Annotated in this window: 15 protein-coding genes and 1 tRNA gene; 12 read left to right on the top strand and 4 right to left on the bottom strand. The window is 68.1% G+C overall.

Features of this window, described 5'->3' with window-relative positions:
* Positions 1-38: 38 nt before the first annotated feature.
* Complete coding sequence (locus tag HZB25_05925) at positions 39-965, bottom strand: hypothetical protein (protein ID MBI5836760.1); 927 nt, start codon at positions 963-965, stop codon at positions 39-41.
* 725 nt (positions 966-1,690) lie between these two features.
* Here HZB25_05925 and HZB25_05920 point away from each other — a divergent pair.
* The 3 genes from HZB25_05920 to HZB25_05910 are packed head-to-tail and all read left to right on the top strand — an operon-like array spanning position 1,691 to position 3,953.
* Positions 1,691-2,377 (top strand): metalloregulator ArsR/SmtB family transcription factor, encoded by a 687-nt coding sequence (locus HZB25_05920; protein ID MBI5836759.1) that lies wholly within the window; start codon positions 1,691-1,693, stop codon positions 2,375-2,377.
* 1 nt (position 2,378) lies between these two features.
* Positions 2,379-3,581 (top strand): FAD-dependent oxidoreductase, encoded by a 1,203-nt coding sequence (locus HZB25_05915; GenBank protein MBI5836758.1) that lies wholly within the window; start codon positions 2,379-2,381, stop codon positions 3,579-3,581.
* Positions 3,582-3,599: 18 nt separating this feature from the next.
* A complete protein-coding gene (locus tag HZB25_05910) occupies positions 3,600-3,953 on the top strand; it encodes a DsrE family protein (GenBank protein ID MBI5836757.1) in 354 nt (117 codons plus the stop codon).
* Between the two features lie 23 nt (positions 3,954-3,976).
* Here HZB25_05910 and HZB25_05905 read toward each other — a convergent pair whose 3' ends face one another.
* Positions 3,977-5,047: a hypothetical protein gene (locus HZB25_05905; GenBank protein MBI5836756.1), complete on the bottom strand. Its 1,071-nt coding sequence runs from the start codon at positions 5,045-5,047 to the stop codon at positions 3,977-3,979.
* Positions 5,048-5,630: 583 nt separating this feature from the next.
* Here HZB25_05905 and HZB25_05900 point away from each other — a divergent pair.
* Positions 5,631-8,339, top strand: a complete 2,709-nt coding sequence (locus tag HZB25_05900; protein ID MBI5836755.1) for a hypothetical protein — start codon at positions 5,631-5,633, stop codon at positions 8,337-8,339.
* 93 nt (positions 8,340-8,432) lie between these two features.
* On the opposite strand, the gene HZB25_05895 is transcribed toward HZB25_05900, so the two are convergent.
* A complete protein-coding gene (locus tag HZB25_05895) occupies positions 8,433-9,026 on the bottom strand; it encodes a CHRD domain-containing protein (protein ID MBI5836754.1) in 594 nt (197 codons plus the stop codon).
* Positions 9,027-9,300: 274 nt separating this feature from the next.
* Here HZB25_05895 and HZB25_05890 point away from each other — a divergent pair, with 274 nt between their 5' ends.
* The 7 genes from HZB25_05890 to HZB25_05860 all read left to right on the top strand — a co-directional run bounded on the left by HZB25_05890 (position 9,301) and on the right by HZB25_05860 (position 13,980).
* Positions 9,301-9,576, top strand: coding sequence for a MoaD/ThiS family protein (locus HZB25_05890; GenBank protein MBI5836753.1), 276 nt, complete (start codon positions 9,301-9,303; stop codon positions 9,574-9,576).
* A gap of 2 nt (positions 9,577-9,578) precedes the next feature.
* Positions 9,579-10,670: an exo-alpha-sialidase gene (locus HZB25_05885; GenBank protein MBI5836752.1), complete on the top strand. Its 1,092-nt coding sequence runs from the start codon at positions 9,579-9,581 to the stop codon at positions 10,668-10,670.
* Positions 10,671-10,702: 32 nt separating this feature from the next.
* A complete protein-coding gene (locus HZB25_05880; GenBank protein ID MBI5836751.1) occupies positions 10,703-11,236 on the top strand; it encodes a hypothetical protein in 534 nt (177 codons plus the stop codon).
* Positions 11,237-11,339: 103 nt separating this feature from the next.
* Positions 11,340-12,278, top strand: coding sequence for a zinc metalloprotease (locus HZB25_05875; protein ID MBI5836750.1), 939 nt, complete (start codon positions 11,340-11,342; stop codon positions 12,276-12,278).
* A gap of 154 nt (positions 12,279-12,432) precedes the next feature.
* Positions 12,433-12,507 (top strand) — tRNA-Cys (locus HZB25_05870).
* A gap of 214 nt (positions 12,508-12,721) precedes the next feature.
* Positions 12,722-13,120: a winged helix-turn-helix transcriptional regulator gene (locus HZB25_05865; GenBank protein ID MBI5836749.1), complete on the top strand. Its 399-nt coding sequence runs from the start codon at positions 12,722-12,724 to the stop codon at positions 13,118-13,120.
* Between the two features lie 71 nt (positions 13,121-13,191).
* A complete protein-coding gene (locus HZB25_05860; protein MBI5836748.1) occupies positions 13,192-13,980 on the top strand; it encodes an arsenite methyltransferase in 789 nt (262 codons plus the stop codon).
* A 60-nt stretch (positions 13,981-14,040) separates the two neighbouring features.
* Here HZB25_05860 and HZB25_05855 read toward each other — a convergent pair whose 3' ends face one another.
* The gene (locus HZB25_05855) at positions 14,041-14,883 is read right to left on the bottom strand and encodes a transglutaminase domain-containing protein (GenBank protein ID MBI5836747.1); all 843 of its coding nucleotides are present in this window, start codon (positions 14,881-14,883) and stop codon (positions 14,041-14,043) included.
* Positions 14,884-15,134: 251 nt separating this feature from the next.
* Between HZB25_05855 and HZB25_05850 the strand changes: the two genes are divergently transcribed.
* The gene (locus HZB25_05850) at positions 15,135-16,418 is read left to right on the top strand and encodes a citrate synthase (GenBank protein ID MBI5836746.1); all 1,284 of its coding nucleotides are present in this window, start codon (positions 15,135-15,137) and stop codon (positions 16,416-16,418) included.
* The last annotated feature ends 165 nt before the right edge of the window (positions 16,419-16,583 follow it).

Raw genomic sequence — 16,583 nt, 5'->3', positions numbered from 1 at the left:
TTGCAGGTCCGCCCTTTCAGCTGCGGGGCTTCCCCCGACTACCGGTAGATCTTCTTCAACTGTCCCCAGGTGCGGTTCTTCGAGTCCGTGTGGTTCTGCACCGCCACCGGGTAGTCCTCGGTCTCGCCGTTCTGGAGGGAACCGCCGGGCATGGTGGCCGAACCGGCCCATGGGAAGTCGTCGTTCACCGGGGTGTCGGACACGGTGATGCGCATCCAGCCGCGCCCGTTGGGAGACTTGGGACCGACCGGGAAGGCCGGGGAAGTCACCGGGCCGCAGATGCCGGGCAGGACGAGCGGGCTGTTCTTCACCGCCCACTCATAGGCGCAGGTCCCGTCGGGGCAGATGTAGTTGTCGTTCCAGTCGCCGTCCTCGTTCATGTCCACCAGGATGTTCAGGAACACCTGCCGCGGCACCAGGCAGGAAGCCATGCTGAACGTGACAGTCGCCGGGGAGCACGGCGTGAACACCGGCATGCTGAGCAGGCCCGCGTCCGAGCCGTCCCCGTAGCACTCGTCCTGGTCGAAGGTCAGTCCAAACCCGCTCTCCACGCAGTCCGCGGTGGCGCCGGGAAGGCAGAAGCTCCAGCCGACCGACGGGGAGTTGATCTTGCCCTCGCCCTCGCGGTCAATACCCAGAAGTCCACCGGGAGACGTGTAGCAACCGAGCCAGTAGGGGGCCATGGCGGCGAAAGTCAGGTGGCGCACGAAACCCGTGGGGCCGGGGGGAGTGCTGATGGGCGCGCAGCCCAGCGTCTGGGTTCCCGGCGCCGACGGGGCGAGGCAGGTGGGGAAGCGGCCCGGGACTCCGGGGTAGGCCAGCACGATTTCAGGCGCGTCGCCGAAGTCTTCCGTGGGCTTCTGGCAGTCGTCGGGACCGTCCACGTCGGTGGCCGTGGCGGTCATCGGAAGAGCGAACATGCCCGTGGTCAGGGCGACAAGCAAAAACATGCGAACCAGTTTCATGGTGCACTCCTTCATCGGCCGCAGGAGCGGGCGATGCAAGGCCGCGGCGCACGAGATCCACGTGACGTCCCGCGCGGCCTGCGGGAGGGCGATTCGCATGCCGTGGCTACGGCGGTGGTGGCCGGCCCGGAATCGGACCGGCGGGGCGCCTCCCCGCTTCAGCCTGAAGGCTGCGGGGAGGAATGCAAAAGGCGAGCTGGGTATCATGGAATTCCACTCGCGGAATTCCAGGCCGGCCCCGTTGGGTTCGGGGGGTCGCGATGGAGCCATGCCGGTCTTTAGATGTGGGATGGGTGTATCGGGGTTCGGGCGCATTGTTGAGCTTGCTGCGACTGCAGGCGCAGGAGCCACGCCGGGCGGACACGGGCCATGCGGGGAGCGAACGCCTCCCTGACCCTTGAAGTCAGCCTCGGTGCCGGCTTCCGCCTTCCGATGATCGTGCCGATGGTGCAAGTCCGGTGCATGGGGATGGCTGTGCTCCGCAGGCCCTCCAATCGGGGACTTCTCGCCCATCAGGGCCCCAGTCCCGGGTTCACCGGGAGCCCGACAGGAGGAGAACCGGCGCCGCGATTCCCCCGGAGACGATGCCCACGGCCCGCATCGCCGGCGCGGCGGTGAGCTTCGCGTCAGTCCGACGACTCTGCCAGATGCGGACAGCCGCGTTGACACCGGCGGGGAACTCGCGCATACTCAAGTAGTTGTTTGAATATATGGAGGATACGTGCATGGCGAAGCCCAGTCCGGATCGAGGGTTCAAGGATGCGGTCTACGAGCAGTTCGCACGCATTGGGAAGGCGGCCTCGAGCCCAAAGCGCCTGGAGCTGCTGGACCTGCTTTCCCAGGGGGAGCGGACCGTGGAGGTCCTGGCGCGGGAGGCGGGCGTATCGGTGGCCGCGGCATCCCACCATCTCCAGGCCCTGCGCGCGGCCCGGCTGGTGGAATCCACGAAGGAGGGTGTGTACGTCACCTACCGTCTCGCGGACTCGGCCGTGGCGGGGTTTCTCGGCGGCCTCCGCGGGCTGGCGGAAAAGCGCCTGGCGGAGCTGGATCAGATCGTCCGGGGCTATTTTCAGGGCCACCGGGGGATGGAGCCGCTGGATCGAAGGGAGCTCGCGCGGCGGGTCCGGCGCGGGGAGACGGTGCTCATCGACGTTCGGCCCCCGGAGGAGTTTCGCGCGGCGCACATCGCCGGGGCGCTCTCGATCCCTCTCAAGCAGCTCAGGGCCCGCCTTGCCGAATTGCCCCGCGACCAGGAAATCGTGGCCTACTGCCGGGGACCGTACTGCGTCCTCGCGGTGAACGCGGTCGAGATGCTGCGCAGGCGTGGTTACCGGGCTGCGCGGCTCGAGGACGGGGTTCGGGAATGGCAGGGCCGCGGGCTGCCCGTGGCATCCGCCGGCAAGGAGGTCTGAATTGCGGATTGTCATCCTGGGAGGCTCCTTTGGCGGGCTCACCGCCGCCTACGAACTCCGGCGTCTCCTCGGGAGGGATTGCGAGATCTCTCTCGTCAGCAAGGACCGCAGGTTCGTGTTCATCCCATCGCTGCCGTGGGTCGCGCTGGGAACCACCACTGTCGAGCGCATTGCCTTTGACCTGCAGCACCCGCTCGGCCGGAAGCAGATCCGTTTCGTTCACGGGGAGGTCCGGGGGATTGATGTGCAGGGGCAGCGGGTGGCCATGGCCGGGCAGGAGTTGGAATACGACTACCTGGTCGTGGCCACGGGACATCGAAGTGCCAGCGAGGCCATTCCGGGCCTGGGCCCATTCACCGGGCCGGGGCATTCACTGATGTCCCCGCCGGAGGCGGAAGAGGCCGGGGATGCGTGGCGACGGTTCCTGGAAGCCCCGGGACCCGTGGTGGTGGGCTGCGCACCGGGAGCGAGCTGCATCGGGCCTGCGTACGAGTTCGTGTTCGAGATCGATCATGCCCTGCGGCGTCGGCGCATGCGGCACAAGGTGCCCATCACGTTCGTAACTCCCGAGCCCTTCCTGGGGCACATGGGCGTGGGCGGCTTTGGCCGCGCGCGGCAGTTCCTGGAGGGCGCCCTGGAAGAGCGGGACATTCAATTCCGGACCTCGGCCGCGGTGACGAGGATCGCCGAGGGTGGCATCGAGCTGGCCGGCGGGGAAGCACTCGACTCCCGCTATTCGCTCATTATTCCGCCACTGGCCGGCATCAGGGCCGTGGCAGACTCACCGGGCCTCGCGAATCCCAAGGGCTTCATACCGGTCACTGACTGCTACCGGCACAAGGACCTGGCAAATGTCTACGCGGTCGGTGTCGCGGTCGCCCTGCCGCCGGCGGATATAACCCCGGTTCCGGTGAACTTCCCCAAGACGGGGCACATGACGGAGCAGATGGCGCGGATTGCCGCCCGCAGCATCGCGGCCGGGCTGCGCGGCGGCGCGGTGTCTTCCCCGGAGCTGTCGGCCACCTGCATCATGGACATGGGTGGAACGGCAGTGTACATGGCAGCTGACCCCATCCGGCCGCCCCGCAATCGCGTGGCGCTTCATTCCGGGAAGCACTGGCTGTGGGCGAAGAAGGCCTTCGCCTCCTTCTATCTCTGGAAGATGCGGAACGGCATCGCGGGCGAGACGAAGCTCGGATGGTGATTTGAGGAGCGAACCAGGATGAAGATCCTATTGATCATCAACGACGGCGGCTACGGCAGTGAGAAGGCCTACAACGCCCTTCGCCTCGCAATGGCGCTGCAGAAGGAACACCAGGGAATCGAGGTCTGGGTGTTCCTCATGGCGGACGCGGTGACGTGCGCTGTGGCCGGCCAGAAGACGCCGGACGGCTACTACAATCTCGAGAGGATGCTCAGGGCCATCGCGAATGCAGGCGGGCAGGTGAAGGCATGCGGTTCCTGCTGCGAAGCGCGCGGGATCGCGGGGCAGGCCCTTGCGGGTGGCGCCGAGGTGAGCACGATGAGCCATCTCGCTCGGTGGACAGCCGAAGCGGACAAGGTGATCAGCTTCTAGCGCCGTCCATTCCCGGCATTCGGTCAATCCCCGCTGCGCGCGGCCAGCCACTCCGGGGGGAGCGCTGCGAACACCGCGGCCGCAACCTCCTGCTGACCGTGGGAAGTCCAGTGCGGATCCCGCTTGAGGAAGGCCCCCTCTCGGCGCTCCAGGCCGGCCAGCACGGGAGTGATGTCCAGGACCGGCACCCGGCGCGAGCCCAGGACCCTGAGGGTCTCGTCGCGGGCGCCCTTCGTCAGCACCAGGGACAACCTGTGCAGGAACCCGCTCCCGCCCTCTACCTCGGACCGGCGCGGGCAGATCACCGTTAGCACCGGGATGTGGTCCCGCCGGCACTCATCAATCAGCAGCCCCATGGCCCGCCCCATCTCCCGTGTGGCCGGCGGGCTGATGTTGACCAGCGCCAGCTGCAGGCCCCTCGACTTCCTGTCCAGGATGGTCAGCAACCGGCTGCGACGGATCATCCGCGCCAGGAAGCTGTCCGGGTGCTTCCAGTCGCCCGAGTACCACGGAAGATGGCTCCCGAGATAGGGGGCGATTCGCAGGTCTTCCCACGGGTCGTTGGCCATGCTGGCGGTCAGGATGACGATGTCCACGCGGACCCTCGCGCGGATGAGCCCGAGCATCCGAAGCCGCTGATGGAAAGCGTACCCCGGGACACCGGCGTTGATGACTTCCACGGGCCGTCCCGGGGCGCGGGCCCGGAGCAGGCTCTCCAGGCGGCGCGGAAACGCATCCTCGTCGCTCACGCCCCAGCCAAACGCGTAGGAATCCCCGAGCACCAGGATGCGCAGCGGTGCGAGGTCAGCGGGATTCACCTCGGGGCCGCGGAGACCCCAGGCACTGGTCCGCAACTGGATGCGGTACTCGTTGCACATGAATGTCCCGCTCGTGCTCGCGGGCAGCCTCCAGCCCAGCAGGGAATCCGGGTCGCAGCGAATGAGGGCGCCGGTGGGCCGGGGAGGGATCCGCTCGGCGGGGAGCGGAGGGCCGAGCCTCAGGATGCCCTCCACGACAAGGAAGAGCACCCCGAGGGGCACGATCATCAGCGTGAGGTTGACCGCGCAGGCCTGGAGTCGCGTCTTGAGGCTCACGAGACCTCCCATTCCGTCGAAGGCGGCGAGGGGACGGGGGGTGTCCCCATTCGGCGAAGCAGGGAGTATGACAGGGACGAGCGGTTCGGGAGAAGCAGAATCCCGACCTTCGGGCTCAGGGCTCCGCGGCTCCCGGGTGGGCCCCCACCGCCTCCAGCACCCGCGCCACTGCGGCCACCGCGCGCCGCACAGGCGTCCGAGGCATGGGTCACGTAGGCCGCCCGCTGGGACATCGCCGAGCGATGCGCCTCCGGGTGCGCCACGAACGCATAGCCGCAGTCGAAGGGCACGTTGGGCGCTGGTGAAGATCCGGATCGGGGGCGCACCGGAAAGGCCCCGCTCCTCCACGTCCCAGCCGCGGGATTCCAGGACCGCGTGGCGGGCCGCCGCCAGGCACGTCATGTGGGCCATCCGTCGCTCCGGCCTGTGGAGTCAACTTGACCGGGATCAAGACTCAACTTGACGAAGGTCATCCCTGCGGCCAACAAAGTCGCACACTATTATGATTGTTGCTGGCGTCCTGGAGCCCCCCGTGGCGCCGCATGCAATCCGGCCACGGCCGGACCATTGAGGGAGGTGCCGCATGATCCGCACCCGCCACAGCTCCAGGAGGATCCTGGCTTCCCGCGTCACGCTGGTGGGCGTCCTCTGTGGGACGATGCTGGCAGCGGACCCCGCGGGGGCCCGGCCCACCATCCGGACTTCGTTCTTCAACGTGTATCCATCGGCGGTGGGAAGCCGCCTGGACAACCTCCCCAGTCACTCGGGTCACTGCGGGGTGTGCCATTGGGACTTCAACGGGGCGGGCGCGAAGAACCCGTACGGGCGACGTGTCGCGGCAGTGCTGGGGAACTTCGCCAACAACGACGCAGGCCGCCAACAGGCCATCCGCAGCATCGAGGGCCAGGACAGTGACTTGGACGGCTACACGAGCCTCGTCGAGATCACCAACCTGGCGAGCTACGCGAATACCCCGACGTTTCCTGGCATCACGGCCCTCACCGTGGATTCCACGGTGAACGTCCCCAACCGCCCCGAGATCACGCCGTACCTCACGCCCACGACCGGGCTCGACGTGACGCCCCCGTCGGTGACGGTGCTCTCCCCGAACGGGGGAGAGGCGTGGACGGGAGGGGCGGCCTACTCGGTAAGCTGGACCGCGACGGACAACGTGGGTGTCGCCTCGGTGAACATCTACTATCGCGACTCCGAAGCAGCAGCGTGGAGCATGATCGCGTCGAACCTGTCGAACTCCGGGGCCTTCCAGTGGTTCGTGCACAACACCCCCACGACTGCGGCGCGGGTGCGGGTCGAAGCGTTCGACCTTGCCGGAAACTCCGCTCGTGATTCCAGCAACGCCGTCTTCACGATCGTGAGAACTCCCGGGGGTGTCGTGCCCACCACGCTGCGTGACTTCCACCAGCCGGGAACCCAGCCGTTCGGCGGGGGGACCTTCCAGGACCACACCGTGTGCGCCAACTGTCACGGGGGTTATGACCCGGCGGTGGAGCCTGCCCGCAACTTCAACGGCAGCATGATGGCCCAGGCGGCGCGCGACCCGCTGTTCTACGCCTGCGTGGCGGTGGCCGAGCAGGACGCGCCCTCGTCGGGGGACCTGTGCCTGCGCTGTCACACCCCGTTCGGCTGGATGTCCGGCCGCAGCCAGCCGACCAGCGGCAGCCAGCTGACCGCGCTGGACCGCGACGGCGTGGCGTGCGACTTCTGCCACCGCTCGGTGGATCCGGTCTACAAGCCCGGTGTGAGCCCGGCCGAGGATCCGGCGGTCCTGGGCGGCCTGCTGCCGGGCCATACTCCGGCCGGCTACTCGAACGGGCAATACGTGTCGGACCCCGACTCGCGCAAGCGGGGACCCTTCCCCAGCACCGTGGCGCCCCACACCTACCTGGCCTCGGCCTTCCACCGGAGCAGCGAGTTCTGCGGCACCTGCCACGAGGTGTCGAACCCGGCGTTCAACCGCATTGCCGGGGCCGACTACGCGCCCGGCCCGCTGGACCAGCCGGCGGACTCCATCAGCTCGACCAGCCTCATGCCGCTCGAGCGCACCTACAGCGAGTGGAAGGCCAGTGCGTTTCCCTCCGGCGTGTACGCCCCCGACTTCGCAGGGAACAAGGCCGACGGCATCGTGGCCGTCTGCCAGGATTGCCACCTGAAGGACGTGCTGGGGAAGGGGTGCAACGACCCTGCGGCGCCGCTGCGGGCCGATATGCCCCTGCATGACATGACCGGCGGCAATTCCTGGATGCCGGGGGTCATCGGGAGTCTCTATCCGACCGAGACCGATCCCGCGGCGCTTTCGGCCGCGGCGCAGAGGGCGGTCGGGATGCTCCAGAAGGCGGCCACGGTGGACCTGACCGTGGCCACCGAGGGCGACAGCTTCCGCGCCACCGTGACGATCACCAACCGCTGCGGCCACAAGCTGCCCACGGGCTACCCGGAGGGCCGCAGGATGTGGCTGCACCTGGTGGCGCGCAGGGCCGACGGAACCGTGATCTACGAGTCGGGCGCCTATGATCCTGTGAGCGGGCAGCTGGCCATGAGTCCGTCCCCGGGGGTGTACGAAGCCGAGCTGGGCCTCTCACCCTCGCTGGCATCCGCCATCGGCAAGCCGCACGGCCCGGGCTTCCACTTCGCGCTGAATGACACTCTCTACAAGGACACGCGAATCCCACCGCAGGGTTTCACCAACGCCGCCTTCGCGGCATTTGGCGGTACGCCCGTGGACCCGGAACGACCGGGGGTGCGCTACGCGGACGGACAGAACTGGGACGTGGCGGAGTACTCCCTCCCGCGCAGCGCGTACTCGGTGAAGGCCACGCTGATGTACCAGACCACCTCGAAGGAATACGTGGAATTCCTGCGCGACGAGAACGTGACCAACACGGCCGGGCAGACCCTCTACGACGCCTGGACCGCGAACGGCCGCGCGGCACCGGTCACCATGGCCGCGGACTCGCTCGTATTTGGCGTGACGGACGTGGCAGGGGATCTGCGGGAGGGCAAAGCGGGCATGCACCTGCTCGGCAACCCGTCGCGCGGAACGCTGGAGATCAGGCTGGAACTGGTGCGGCCCGCCGCTGTGACCGTGGAGGTGTTCGACATCGCCGGGCGCCGGGTGTACCACTCGGATGCGGGAACCCTCGCCGCGGGGGTGCACCCGCTGAAGTGGACCGGACATGACACCCGCGGAGGCGGCGTCGGGGCGGGGGCCTACTGGGTGCGGGTGCGTGCGGGCGAGCTGGAGTGGACCCGCAAGGTGACGAGGATCCGCTAGGGGCGAGGCTGGAAGGCCCCCGGGAGCGAGAGCTTCCGGGGGCCTTCGAGTGTTCTGCGGCGCAGACAGGGAATCTGTGAGGGGGCCTCCGGCTCAACCCCGCGCGCGCTGCCTCGTGGCGAGCAGGCCCAGCAGGCCCACCGCCATCAGGCCGAGGGTCGGGGAGTCGGGCACCGCGTGGAGGAAGCCCCGGATCTCGCCACCGGGATACAGCTGGGTGTGGATGTTGAAGTAGGAGGTGCCTGCCGCCAGGCTCGCGACGAACGCGGCCTCGGCGCCGGCCGGGGTTCCGCCATGCGCGGTGATGTACGAGGGATTCCACGTGGCGGGCAGGGTGGTGTCGAACAGGTGGTCGTAGGTCCCCGCCGTCACGCCGGAGGGGAAGCCGGTGAAGGTCGGGGTTGCCGTGGCCACCCCGGCGGTCCCCACCCCGGGCACGGCGGTGGCGGCGTGGATGTGCGAGGCGGTGACCGGACCCAGCAGGTCCTGGAATTCGGCGTGCACGAGCAGGGTATGCAGGACATCGTTGTACTCGGTCCAGGCGTAGCCAGTTCCCGGTGACGGCGTGGGCACGGCCTCACTGGGTCCGTCGAGGTACGCGTAGTAGGCGAACGATGCCGCCTGGGAGTCTCCGGCGGGCCCCGCCAGGGCAGCCAGGAGAAGGGTAAGGACGAGCAGTCGTTTCAAGGTGGCACCTCCAGGGATGGAATGTGGCGAGAGCTCGGGCGGGGGGGATGCCCCACGGTCAGGTTAGATGACCGGCGGGGCGGATCGGTCCTCCGGATCTTGGGTCGTCCGGGGGCGCGCCGGCCTGAACCCGGGCGCCAGCCGGGAGGTCCCGCGAGCGACGCGCCCCCTTCCCCGGACCCGCCGAAATCCGCTATCCTAGAGGCCGCACCCCCGAGGACGAACCCCGCCCAGCGTCCTCCTCAAGACCCACTGGCCGCGGGGAGTCCGAGTTGTGAGCGTCAAGGTCCATGTTCCGACGGCGCTGCGCCCCTACTGCGCGGGCGCCGCGGAGATTTCACTGCCTGTCTCCAGCGTGAGCGCCGCACTGGAGATGCTCGAAGCGCGCCATCCGTCCCTCTACAGCTGCATCTGCGACGAGACGGGCGCGGTGCGTCCCCACGTGGGTCTCTTCGTGAACCAATCCCACATCCGGGACCGGGAGGGGCTGGCGACCGCCCTGGCCCCGGGGGACGTCGTCATCATCCTGACCGCGGTTTCTGGAGGGTAGGCATGCCGGCACGCGTCGTTCTTTGCATCGGCACCCGGAAGGGCCTGTTCGTGGCCGAAGCGGCGGCATCCCGCCGCAAGTTCACCCTGCGCGGCCCCTTCGCGCCGGGTGTGGGAGTGTATGCCGCGCTGGTGGACCCGCGCGGGACACCCCGGATCTTCGCCTCGAGCTGCAATCCGTACTTCGGGATGAAGGTGCTGCGCTCCACCGACCTGGGGAAGAGCTTCAAGGAGACGAAGTCGGCCCCGGCCTTTCCCAAGGACGACGGCCGGGCGCTCGCCAACATCTGGGCCCTGGAAGCGGGCGAGGCGAAGAAGGAACTGTGGTGCGGGGTGGAGCCAGCCTCGCTGTTCCGCAGCCGCGACGCCGGCGATTCCTGGGAACTGGTCCGGGGCATCAGCAATCACGAGCACTCGCGGAAGTGGCAGCCGGGGGCCGGGGGTCTCTGCCTGCACACCATCCTGCGCGACGGGCACCGCATGCACGTGGGCATCTCCACGGGCGGCCACTACCTGAGCGAGGATGGTGGCGCGAGCTTCGTGGCCTCCAACCACGGCGTCGGCGCGGGCTTCGTGCCGGATGCATACCCGGAGTTTGGACAGTGCGTGCACAAGATCGTGGGTCACAGGAAGGCGCCCGGCCGGCTGTACATGCAAAACCACGGCGGCTGGCCCGACCGGCCGGGGATCGGGGTGCTGCGGAGCGACGACCACGGCCGCACCTGGCGCTCGATCGCCCAGGGGCTGCCGTCGGACTTCGGGTTCCCCATCGTCGCGCACCCGCACGATCCCGACACGGTGTACGTGATGCCGCTGGAGCCGGCCACCCGCGCCTGTCCGGACGGTTCGCCCGCCGTGTGGCGCACCGAGGACGGGGGCAAGTCGTGGAGCCGGATCGCCCGCGGACTGCCGAAGAAGGAGAGCTTCTTCACGGTCCAGCGGGACGCGATGGACATGGACGAGTTGCGCTCGCCGGCGCTGTACGTCGGAACCACCACCGGACAGCTCTGGATGGGGCGTGACGGGGGGGAAGAGTGGTCCTGTTTGTATGATTCGCTGCCGCCGGTGCATTGTGTGAAGGTGGCGGTGGTGTGAGATCCGGGGGATCCATTGAGAGGAGTGGCCGCATGGATCGCAAGGAGTTCCTGAAGAGCGTTTGTGGGCTTGGCGTGTGCGGGTGCGCACTGAATCTCCTCGGTGCGCCCGGTGCGCTGCATGCGGCCGAAGCCGCGGCCGAGGACCAGCGGCTGGTCTTCGCCCGGTATCAATTGGCGAAGTTGCTCGGGTTCATGGCCACCGACGCGCCGGAGGAAGTCCGCACACTGATCCTCGAGAAGACCGGCCGCGAGTGCGCCAAGGTGGGCCAGCTCGGGGCCAAGTACGTGGGTGACCCCGAAGGCTACTTCGCCACGGCCAACAAGATGTGGGGCACGGATTTCGCGTGGGACAAGCAGAAGGGCGTGGTCACCGTCTCGGTGGCCGAAGGGGATTGTGGTTGCCCCCTGGTGGACAAGCGGCGGACGCCGGCGGTCTGGTGCAATTGCTCGGTCGGGTATCAGAAGCAGACCTTCGAGACCATCTTTGGCCGGCCGGTGCAGGCGCGCCTCAAGGAGTCCAAGCTCGGCGGGAGCAAGCGATGCGTGTTCGAGGTAACGGTATAGCGCGAACGCTGGCAGCTTGTGATATACTCGCTCAAGTCTTTCTTGGCCGCGTCCACCCCCACTCCGACCGCGGCGTTCCGATGGACCCCGCACGGGAGGCATCATGATCCGGTTCAACCTGCGGCATGCGGTGACCACGGGAATCCTCACCAGCGTCCTTCTCTCCCTCGCGGGGTGCCGGAGCGAGGCTCCCCTGGCGCCCTTGTCCCATGAGATCGCCGTGACGCAGGGCGCCGGAGCCGGACATGGCCTGGGGCTGAACGTCAACCGCTGCGGGACCCGTGAGCTGAGCGAGGGCGAGTCGGACAACATCGAGCGCATCGTTCGCCAGCGACTCGACGACCTGGCGCGGATGAACCGGTCCGAGATCACCGGGGGCACCATCAACGTGTACTGGCACGTGATCAACAACGGCTCGGGCATCGCGAACGGGGACATCTCCGATGCGCAGATCGCGAGCCAGATCAGCGTGCTGAACGCGGCCTACGGCCCCTGGGGCTGGTCGTTCAACCTCGTCAGCGTGGATCGCACCACCAACTCGGGCTGGTACACCTGCAGCGGCGGGACCTGCGAGACCCAGATGAAGTCCGCCCTGCACCAGGGCACCGCCAAGGACCTCAACATCTACTCGAACAACATGGGCGGCGGCCTGCTGGGCTGGGCGACGTTCCCCTCGGGTTACTCCAGGGCGCCCCAGATGGACGGCGTCGTGATCCTGTACTCCTCGCTCCCCGGCGGGACCGCCGCGCCGTACGACGAGGGCGACACCGCGACGCACGAGATCGGACACTGGATGGGCCTCTATCACACCTTCCAGGGCGGCTGCAACCAGAAGAAGGGCGACTACGTGCTCGACACGCCGGCCGAGCAGTCCGCGGCCTTCGGCTGCCCGAATGGTCGCGACACTTGCACCCGGTTGGCCGGACTCGACCCGATCCACAACTTCATGGACTACACGGACGACTCGTGCATGTTCGAGTTCACGAGCGGCCAGGACAGCCGGATGGACGCGCAGTACACGACGTACCGTTTCGGCAAGTAGGTTTCCGAACGGGCCTCGGGCACAGAGTGAACCGGAGCGGCGGGGCATCCCCGCCGCTCCGCGCGTTTGCCCTGCATGGGCACTGACTTGGGGTTCGCCGGACGGGTTCACGCTTGAGTTTCGGCCGTAACCCGGTGTAGACTGCGCACCTGACGGCGGCATAGCCAAGTGGTAAGGCGACGGTCTGCAAAACCGTTATTCCCGAGTTCGAGTCTCGGTGCCGCCTCCATACCGAAATTCAATTCCCCCAGTGGATAACCGAAGCCTCGGCGGCCGGCCCCGTCGGGGCTCCGTGCATCCGCCCAAGGTCTACATCTACGAAACCAAGGCAACACCAGTCCCCCCGAAATATCCCCGTGCCCTGCAACTTCTCCCCTTGACGCCCTGCGGTGGCTATCGTATATTGCCGATAAGCGATGAAGACAGCCTCAGGGAGGTACTCGATGATCACGAGCAAGACCGGGCGGGTCGGGCGCAAGGGCGCCCCCGGAGTCACCCCGGTCGCCGGCTCCACGTCCGGCGCCCGGGCCGTCTCTGCAGCGGCCCCAGTTGTTGCGCCCGTTGTCGCCCCTACGGCGGCCGACCACGATCTGGCCGCCCTCGCCAAGGCCCTCGGACACCCGGCCCGGGTAGCCATCCTGCGCTTCCTGACGTCCAAGGGCAGCTGCATGTGCGGGCGCATCGTCTCCCGCCTGCCGCTGGCCCAGGCCACCGTCTCACAGCATCTCAAGATGCTGAAGGAGTCGGGGCTGGTGGAGGGCGAGATTGACGGCCCGCGGGTGTGCTACTGCGCCCGTCCCGAGGCGCTGGCGCGCCTCAAGGCCCTGCTCGCGGAACTCTGAAACCCCGGACCGTGTCCGGAAGATGGGAGTCACAACCCGGCGGCCTGACCGCCGCGAAGAAGGAGAGAGCCATGGAAGAGAAGGACCTGCGCAGCGTGGTGCGCGAGAAGTACGGCGCCGTGGCCGAGGCCGGCGGGGCCACCGAGCTGGGTAAGCAGGGCTGCTGCACCTACTCCGGCTGCGGCTGCGAGGGGCCGGGCCTCACGCAACTGGGCTACACCCCCGAGCAGGCCGCCGCGATCCCGGAGGGCGCCGACCTGGGCCTGGGCTGCGGCAATCCGCTGGGCCACGCCGCGGTGAAGCCGGGGGAGACGGTGCTGGACCTGGGCTCGGGCGCCGGGATTGACGCCTTCCTGGCGGCCCGCGACACCGGCCCCACCGGGCGGGTGATCGGCGTGGACATGACCGCGGCCATGCTGGAGCGCGCCCGCGCCAACGCCGCCAAGGTGCACGCCACCAACGTGGAGTTCCGCCTGGGCGAGATCGAGAACCTGCCGGTGGCCGACGGCACCGTGGACGTGATCATCTCCAACTGCGTGGTGAACCTCTCGCCCCACAAGGACCGGGTGTTCCGCGAGGCGCTGCGGGTGCTGAAGCCCGGCGGGCGGCTGGTGGTGAGCGACCTGGTGTGGCTGCGGGAGGCGCCGCAGAAGGTGCGCGATTCCATCGAGGCGCTGGTGGGCTGCGTCGCGGGCGCGTCGCTGAAGGAGGAGTACCTGGGCCTGATCCGCGGCTCGGGCTTCCGGGACGTCGAGGTCCTCGAGCAGAAGGGTTACCAGAACGACGCCACGCGCCAGTACTGCGGCGAGGAGTTCTCCGACGCGGTGGTCTCGGTGAAGGTCCGCGCGTTCAAGCCCTGAGGTAGCCCTGAAGCCTGTGAAGCCGCCTGCGCCGGGACGGAGATCCCGGCGCAGGCGTGCTCATGCCCGCGGGCGGAAGCGCCTCCGCGCGGCGCCCCCGGCCAGCGCCAGCAGGGCGCAGAACCCGGCGATCGCGAAGCACAGACTGGCGTAGAACGCCGCGGGCCACATCCACACAATCGGCCGCTGCCACTCGCGCACCCGGGCCTCGCCCAGGGCGAGCACCAGGAGCTTGCGAGCCGCGGGGAGGATCACCGGGATCTTGTTCCAGTTGAACGCGGTCACATCGTCGTAGTTGTAATTGAGCATGTCGTAGCCGCGCACCCCGCGCACCTGGCGCACGAAGTTCTGCGGTTCCCGGACCAGGTCCTCCACCGTGGCCAGCCTCCCGTCCGCGGTGTGGAACACGATCCCGTACAGGGCGTCGGCCACCACCCAGCGGCCGTCAATGCGGGCCTGGACCACGGTGTGGATGTTCTGTCCCTGCGGGCCGAGGATGATCAGCGGCCGGGCGTCAATTCCCGCCGCATGGAGCATCGCCACGACCACTCGCACGTGGGAGCCGCAACCGCCACGATAGTCGGTGCCGTGCCGGAGCACGTCCGCGGGGCCGGGGTGGGTGGGGTTGAAGCGGTAGTACATCCGCATCAGGCCGGGCTGCACGTCTTCCGGCTTGCGGTTCTTGCGGACCTGCTCGTGGGCGAAGCGGACGTACTCCGCGAAGCGCTGGGTCGGGGGAAGGCGCCGGTTCCCATCCACGGTGTGGGCCACGCCGGCAACCATGGTGCGATCCTGGAGGTAGCGGGCGCCGAGCCCCAGCCCCAGCAGGACGAACAGGAGCACCGCCGACCAGAGCGCGCGGCTCGCCCTCGCCAGCAGGGGCGGTCTCCGCAGGGGAGTCATGAATGGGGGCCTTTCATTGGACCGGCGGAGGTCGGGCCGCCAAGGGCGTCGCCGGTGTCCCGGCCGCATTTCGGTTTTCTTAAATGCCGAAGAAACCAGCGGCCGATTCTAGCACTCTGTGGATTTTGCCCCCAAATCGGCTCTATTGTCAATGTTGCCATGAGGCTATACTCTCTGGGTCGAGGACCCTCAGAAGGGGGAAACGTGCGGGCCCGGTCCCCCGGGACGGGCTGGGAAAGGGGAGCAACACCATGGCAAAAGAGAGCCTCTCGATCACCGACAACCGGACCGGCAAGGCCGCGGAAGTGCCCATTCAGGACGGGGCCATCCGGGCCATTGATCTCCGGCAGTTCAAGACATCCGCCGACGACTTCGGGTTGCTGTCGTACGACCCGGCCTTCCTGAACACCGCTTCGTGCAAGAGCACCATCACCTACATTGACGGCGACAAGGGTATCCTCGAATACCGCGGCTACCCGATTGATCAGCTGGCCGAGCACAGCACCTTCGCGGAGTGCGCGTATCTCACGGTGAACGGCGAGCTGCCCACTTCCGGCGAGTACGAGGCCTGGCAGCGCGAGATCGCCAGCAACTACAACCTTCCCGCCGGGCTGCTGCCGACCATCTACGCCTTCGACCGTCACTCGCACCCGTGCGTCATGATGATCTCGTGCCTCGCGGCGCTCTCCGGCCAGTACCCGGACGCGCGCCACGTGCTCGACCCGGCGGCCCGCCGCCTGCAGGCCATGCGCCTGATCGGCCATGTGCCCACGCTGGCGGCGATGATCTACCGCCACACGCAGGGCCTGCCGCCGGTCTCGCCGGACGCCTCGCTGTCCTACACCGCGAACTTCCTGCGCATGATGTTCTCGGACAAGGACGGCAAGTTCAAACCCAGCAAGGCGCTCGAGCGCGCCATGGACGTGCTGCTGATCCTGCACCTGGACCACGAGCAGAACTGCAGCACCAGCACCCTGCGCGCCGTCGCCTCCTCGCAGAGCGACCTGTTCTGCTCCGCGGCCGGCGCCATGGCCGCCCTCTACGGCCCGCTGCACGGCGGCGCCAACGAGGAAGTGCTGCACATGCTCAAACAGATCGGCACCAAGGACAAGGTGGGCGACTTCGTGAAGAGCGTGAAGGAAGGCCACGGCAAGATCATGGGTTTCGGGCACCGCGTCTACAAGAACTACGACCCGCGCGCCCGGGTGATCAAGCAGATGGCCGACATGGTCTTCGCCGAGGTGGGCAAGAACCCGCTCATTGACCTGGCCCTGGAGCTGGAGCGCATCGCCCTGAGCGACGAGTACTTCATCTCGCGCAAGCTCTACCCCAACGTGGACTTCTACTCGGGCCTGGTCTACGAGGCCTTCAAGCTGCCGGAGCCCATGTTCACGGTGATGTTCGCCACCGCCCGCGCCAGCGGCTGGGCGGCGCACTACCTCGAGATCATGCAGGACGCCGAGCAGAAGATCGCCCGCCCGCGCCAGCTGTTCCTGGGCGCGCGCAAGCGCGAGTACGGGTTGGTGACCAAGTAGGGCAGGCGTTCATGCCTGCCGGGAATTGGCAGGCCCCAGAGACCAGACGCCAAGGGGCGCCCCAACCGGGGCGCCCCGATTCATGCACGCCCGCCGTGGGTCAGGCATTCATGCCGGGCCTGCGACGGCCCGCCGCAGGTCGGGCATTCATGCCTGACCTGCGAC

It is taken from the genome of Candidatus Eisenbacteria bacterium (genome assembly GCA_016235265.1).
Lineage (GTDB): Bacteria > Eisenbacteria > RBG-16-71-46 > RBG-16-71-46 > JACRLI01 > JACRLI01.
The sequence above is the reverse complement of the archived record's forward strand: the minus strand, read 5'-3'. Positions and strand labels throughout refer to the sequence as shown.

Coding starts and splice junctions, on each gene's coding strand:
- HZB25_05925 (MBI5836760.1), bottom strand. CDS start 965: ATGAAACTGGTTCGCATGTTTTTGCTTGTCGCCCTGACCACGGGCATG.
- HZB25_05920 (MBI5836759.1), top strand. CDS start 1,691: ATGGCGAAGCCCAGTCCGGATCGAGGGTTCAAGGATGCGGTCTACGAG.
- HZB25_05910 (MBI5836757.1), top strand. CDS start 3,600: ATGAAGATCCTATTGATCATCAACGACGGCGGCTACGGCAGTGAGAAG.
- HZB25_05900 (MBI5836755.1), top strand. CDS start 5,631: ATGATCCGCACCCGCCACAGCTCCAGGAGGATCCTGGCTTCCCGCGTC.
- HZB25_05885 (MBI5836752.1), top strand. CDS start 9,579: ATGCCGGCACGCGTCGTTCTTTGCATCGGCACCCGGAAGGGCCTGTTC.
- HZB25_05880 (MBI5836751.1), top strand. CDS start 10,703: ATGGATCGCAAGGAGTTCCTGAAGAGCGTTTGTGGGCTTGGCGTGTGC.
- HZB25_05875 (MBI5836750.1), top strand. CDS start 11,340: ATGATCCGGTTCAACCTGCGGCATGCGGTGACCACGGGAATCCTCACC.
- HZB25_05865 (MBI5836749.1), top strand. CDS start 12,722: ATGATCACGAGCAAGACCGGGCGGGTCGGGCGCAAGGGCGCCCCCGGA.
- HZB25_05860 (MBI5836748.1), top strand. CDS start 13,192: ATGGAAGAGAAGGACCTGCGCAGCGTGGTGCGCGAGAAGTACGGCGCC.
- HZB25_05855 (MBI5836747.1), bottom strand. CDS start 14,883: ATGACTCCCCTGCGGAGACCGCCCCTGCTGGCGAGGGCGAGCCGCGCG.
- HZB25_05850 (MBI5836746.1), top strand. CDS start 15,135: ATGGCAAAAGAGAGCCTCTCGATCACCGACAACCGGACCGGCAAGGCC.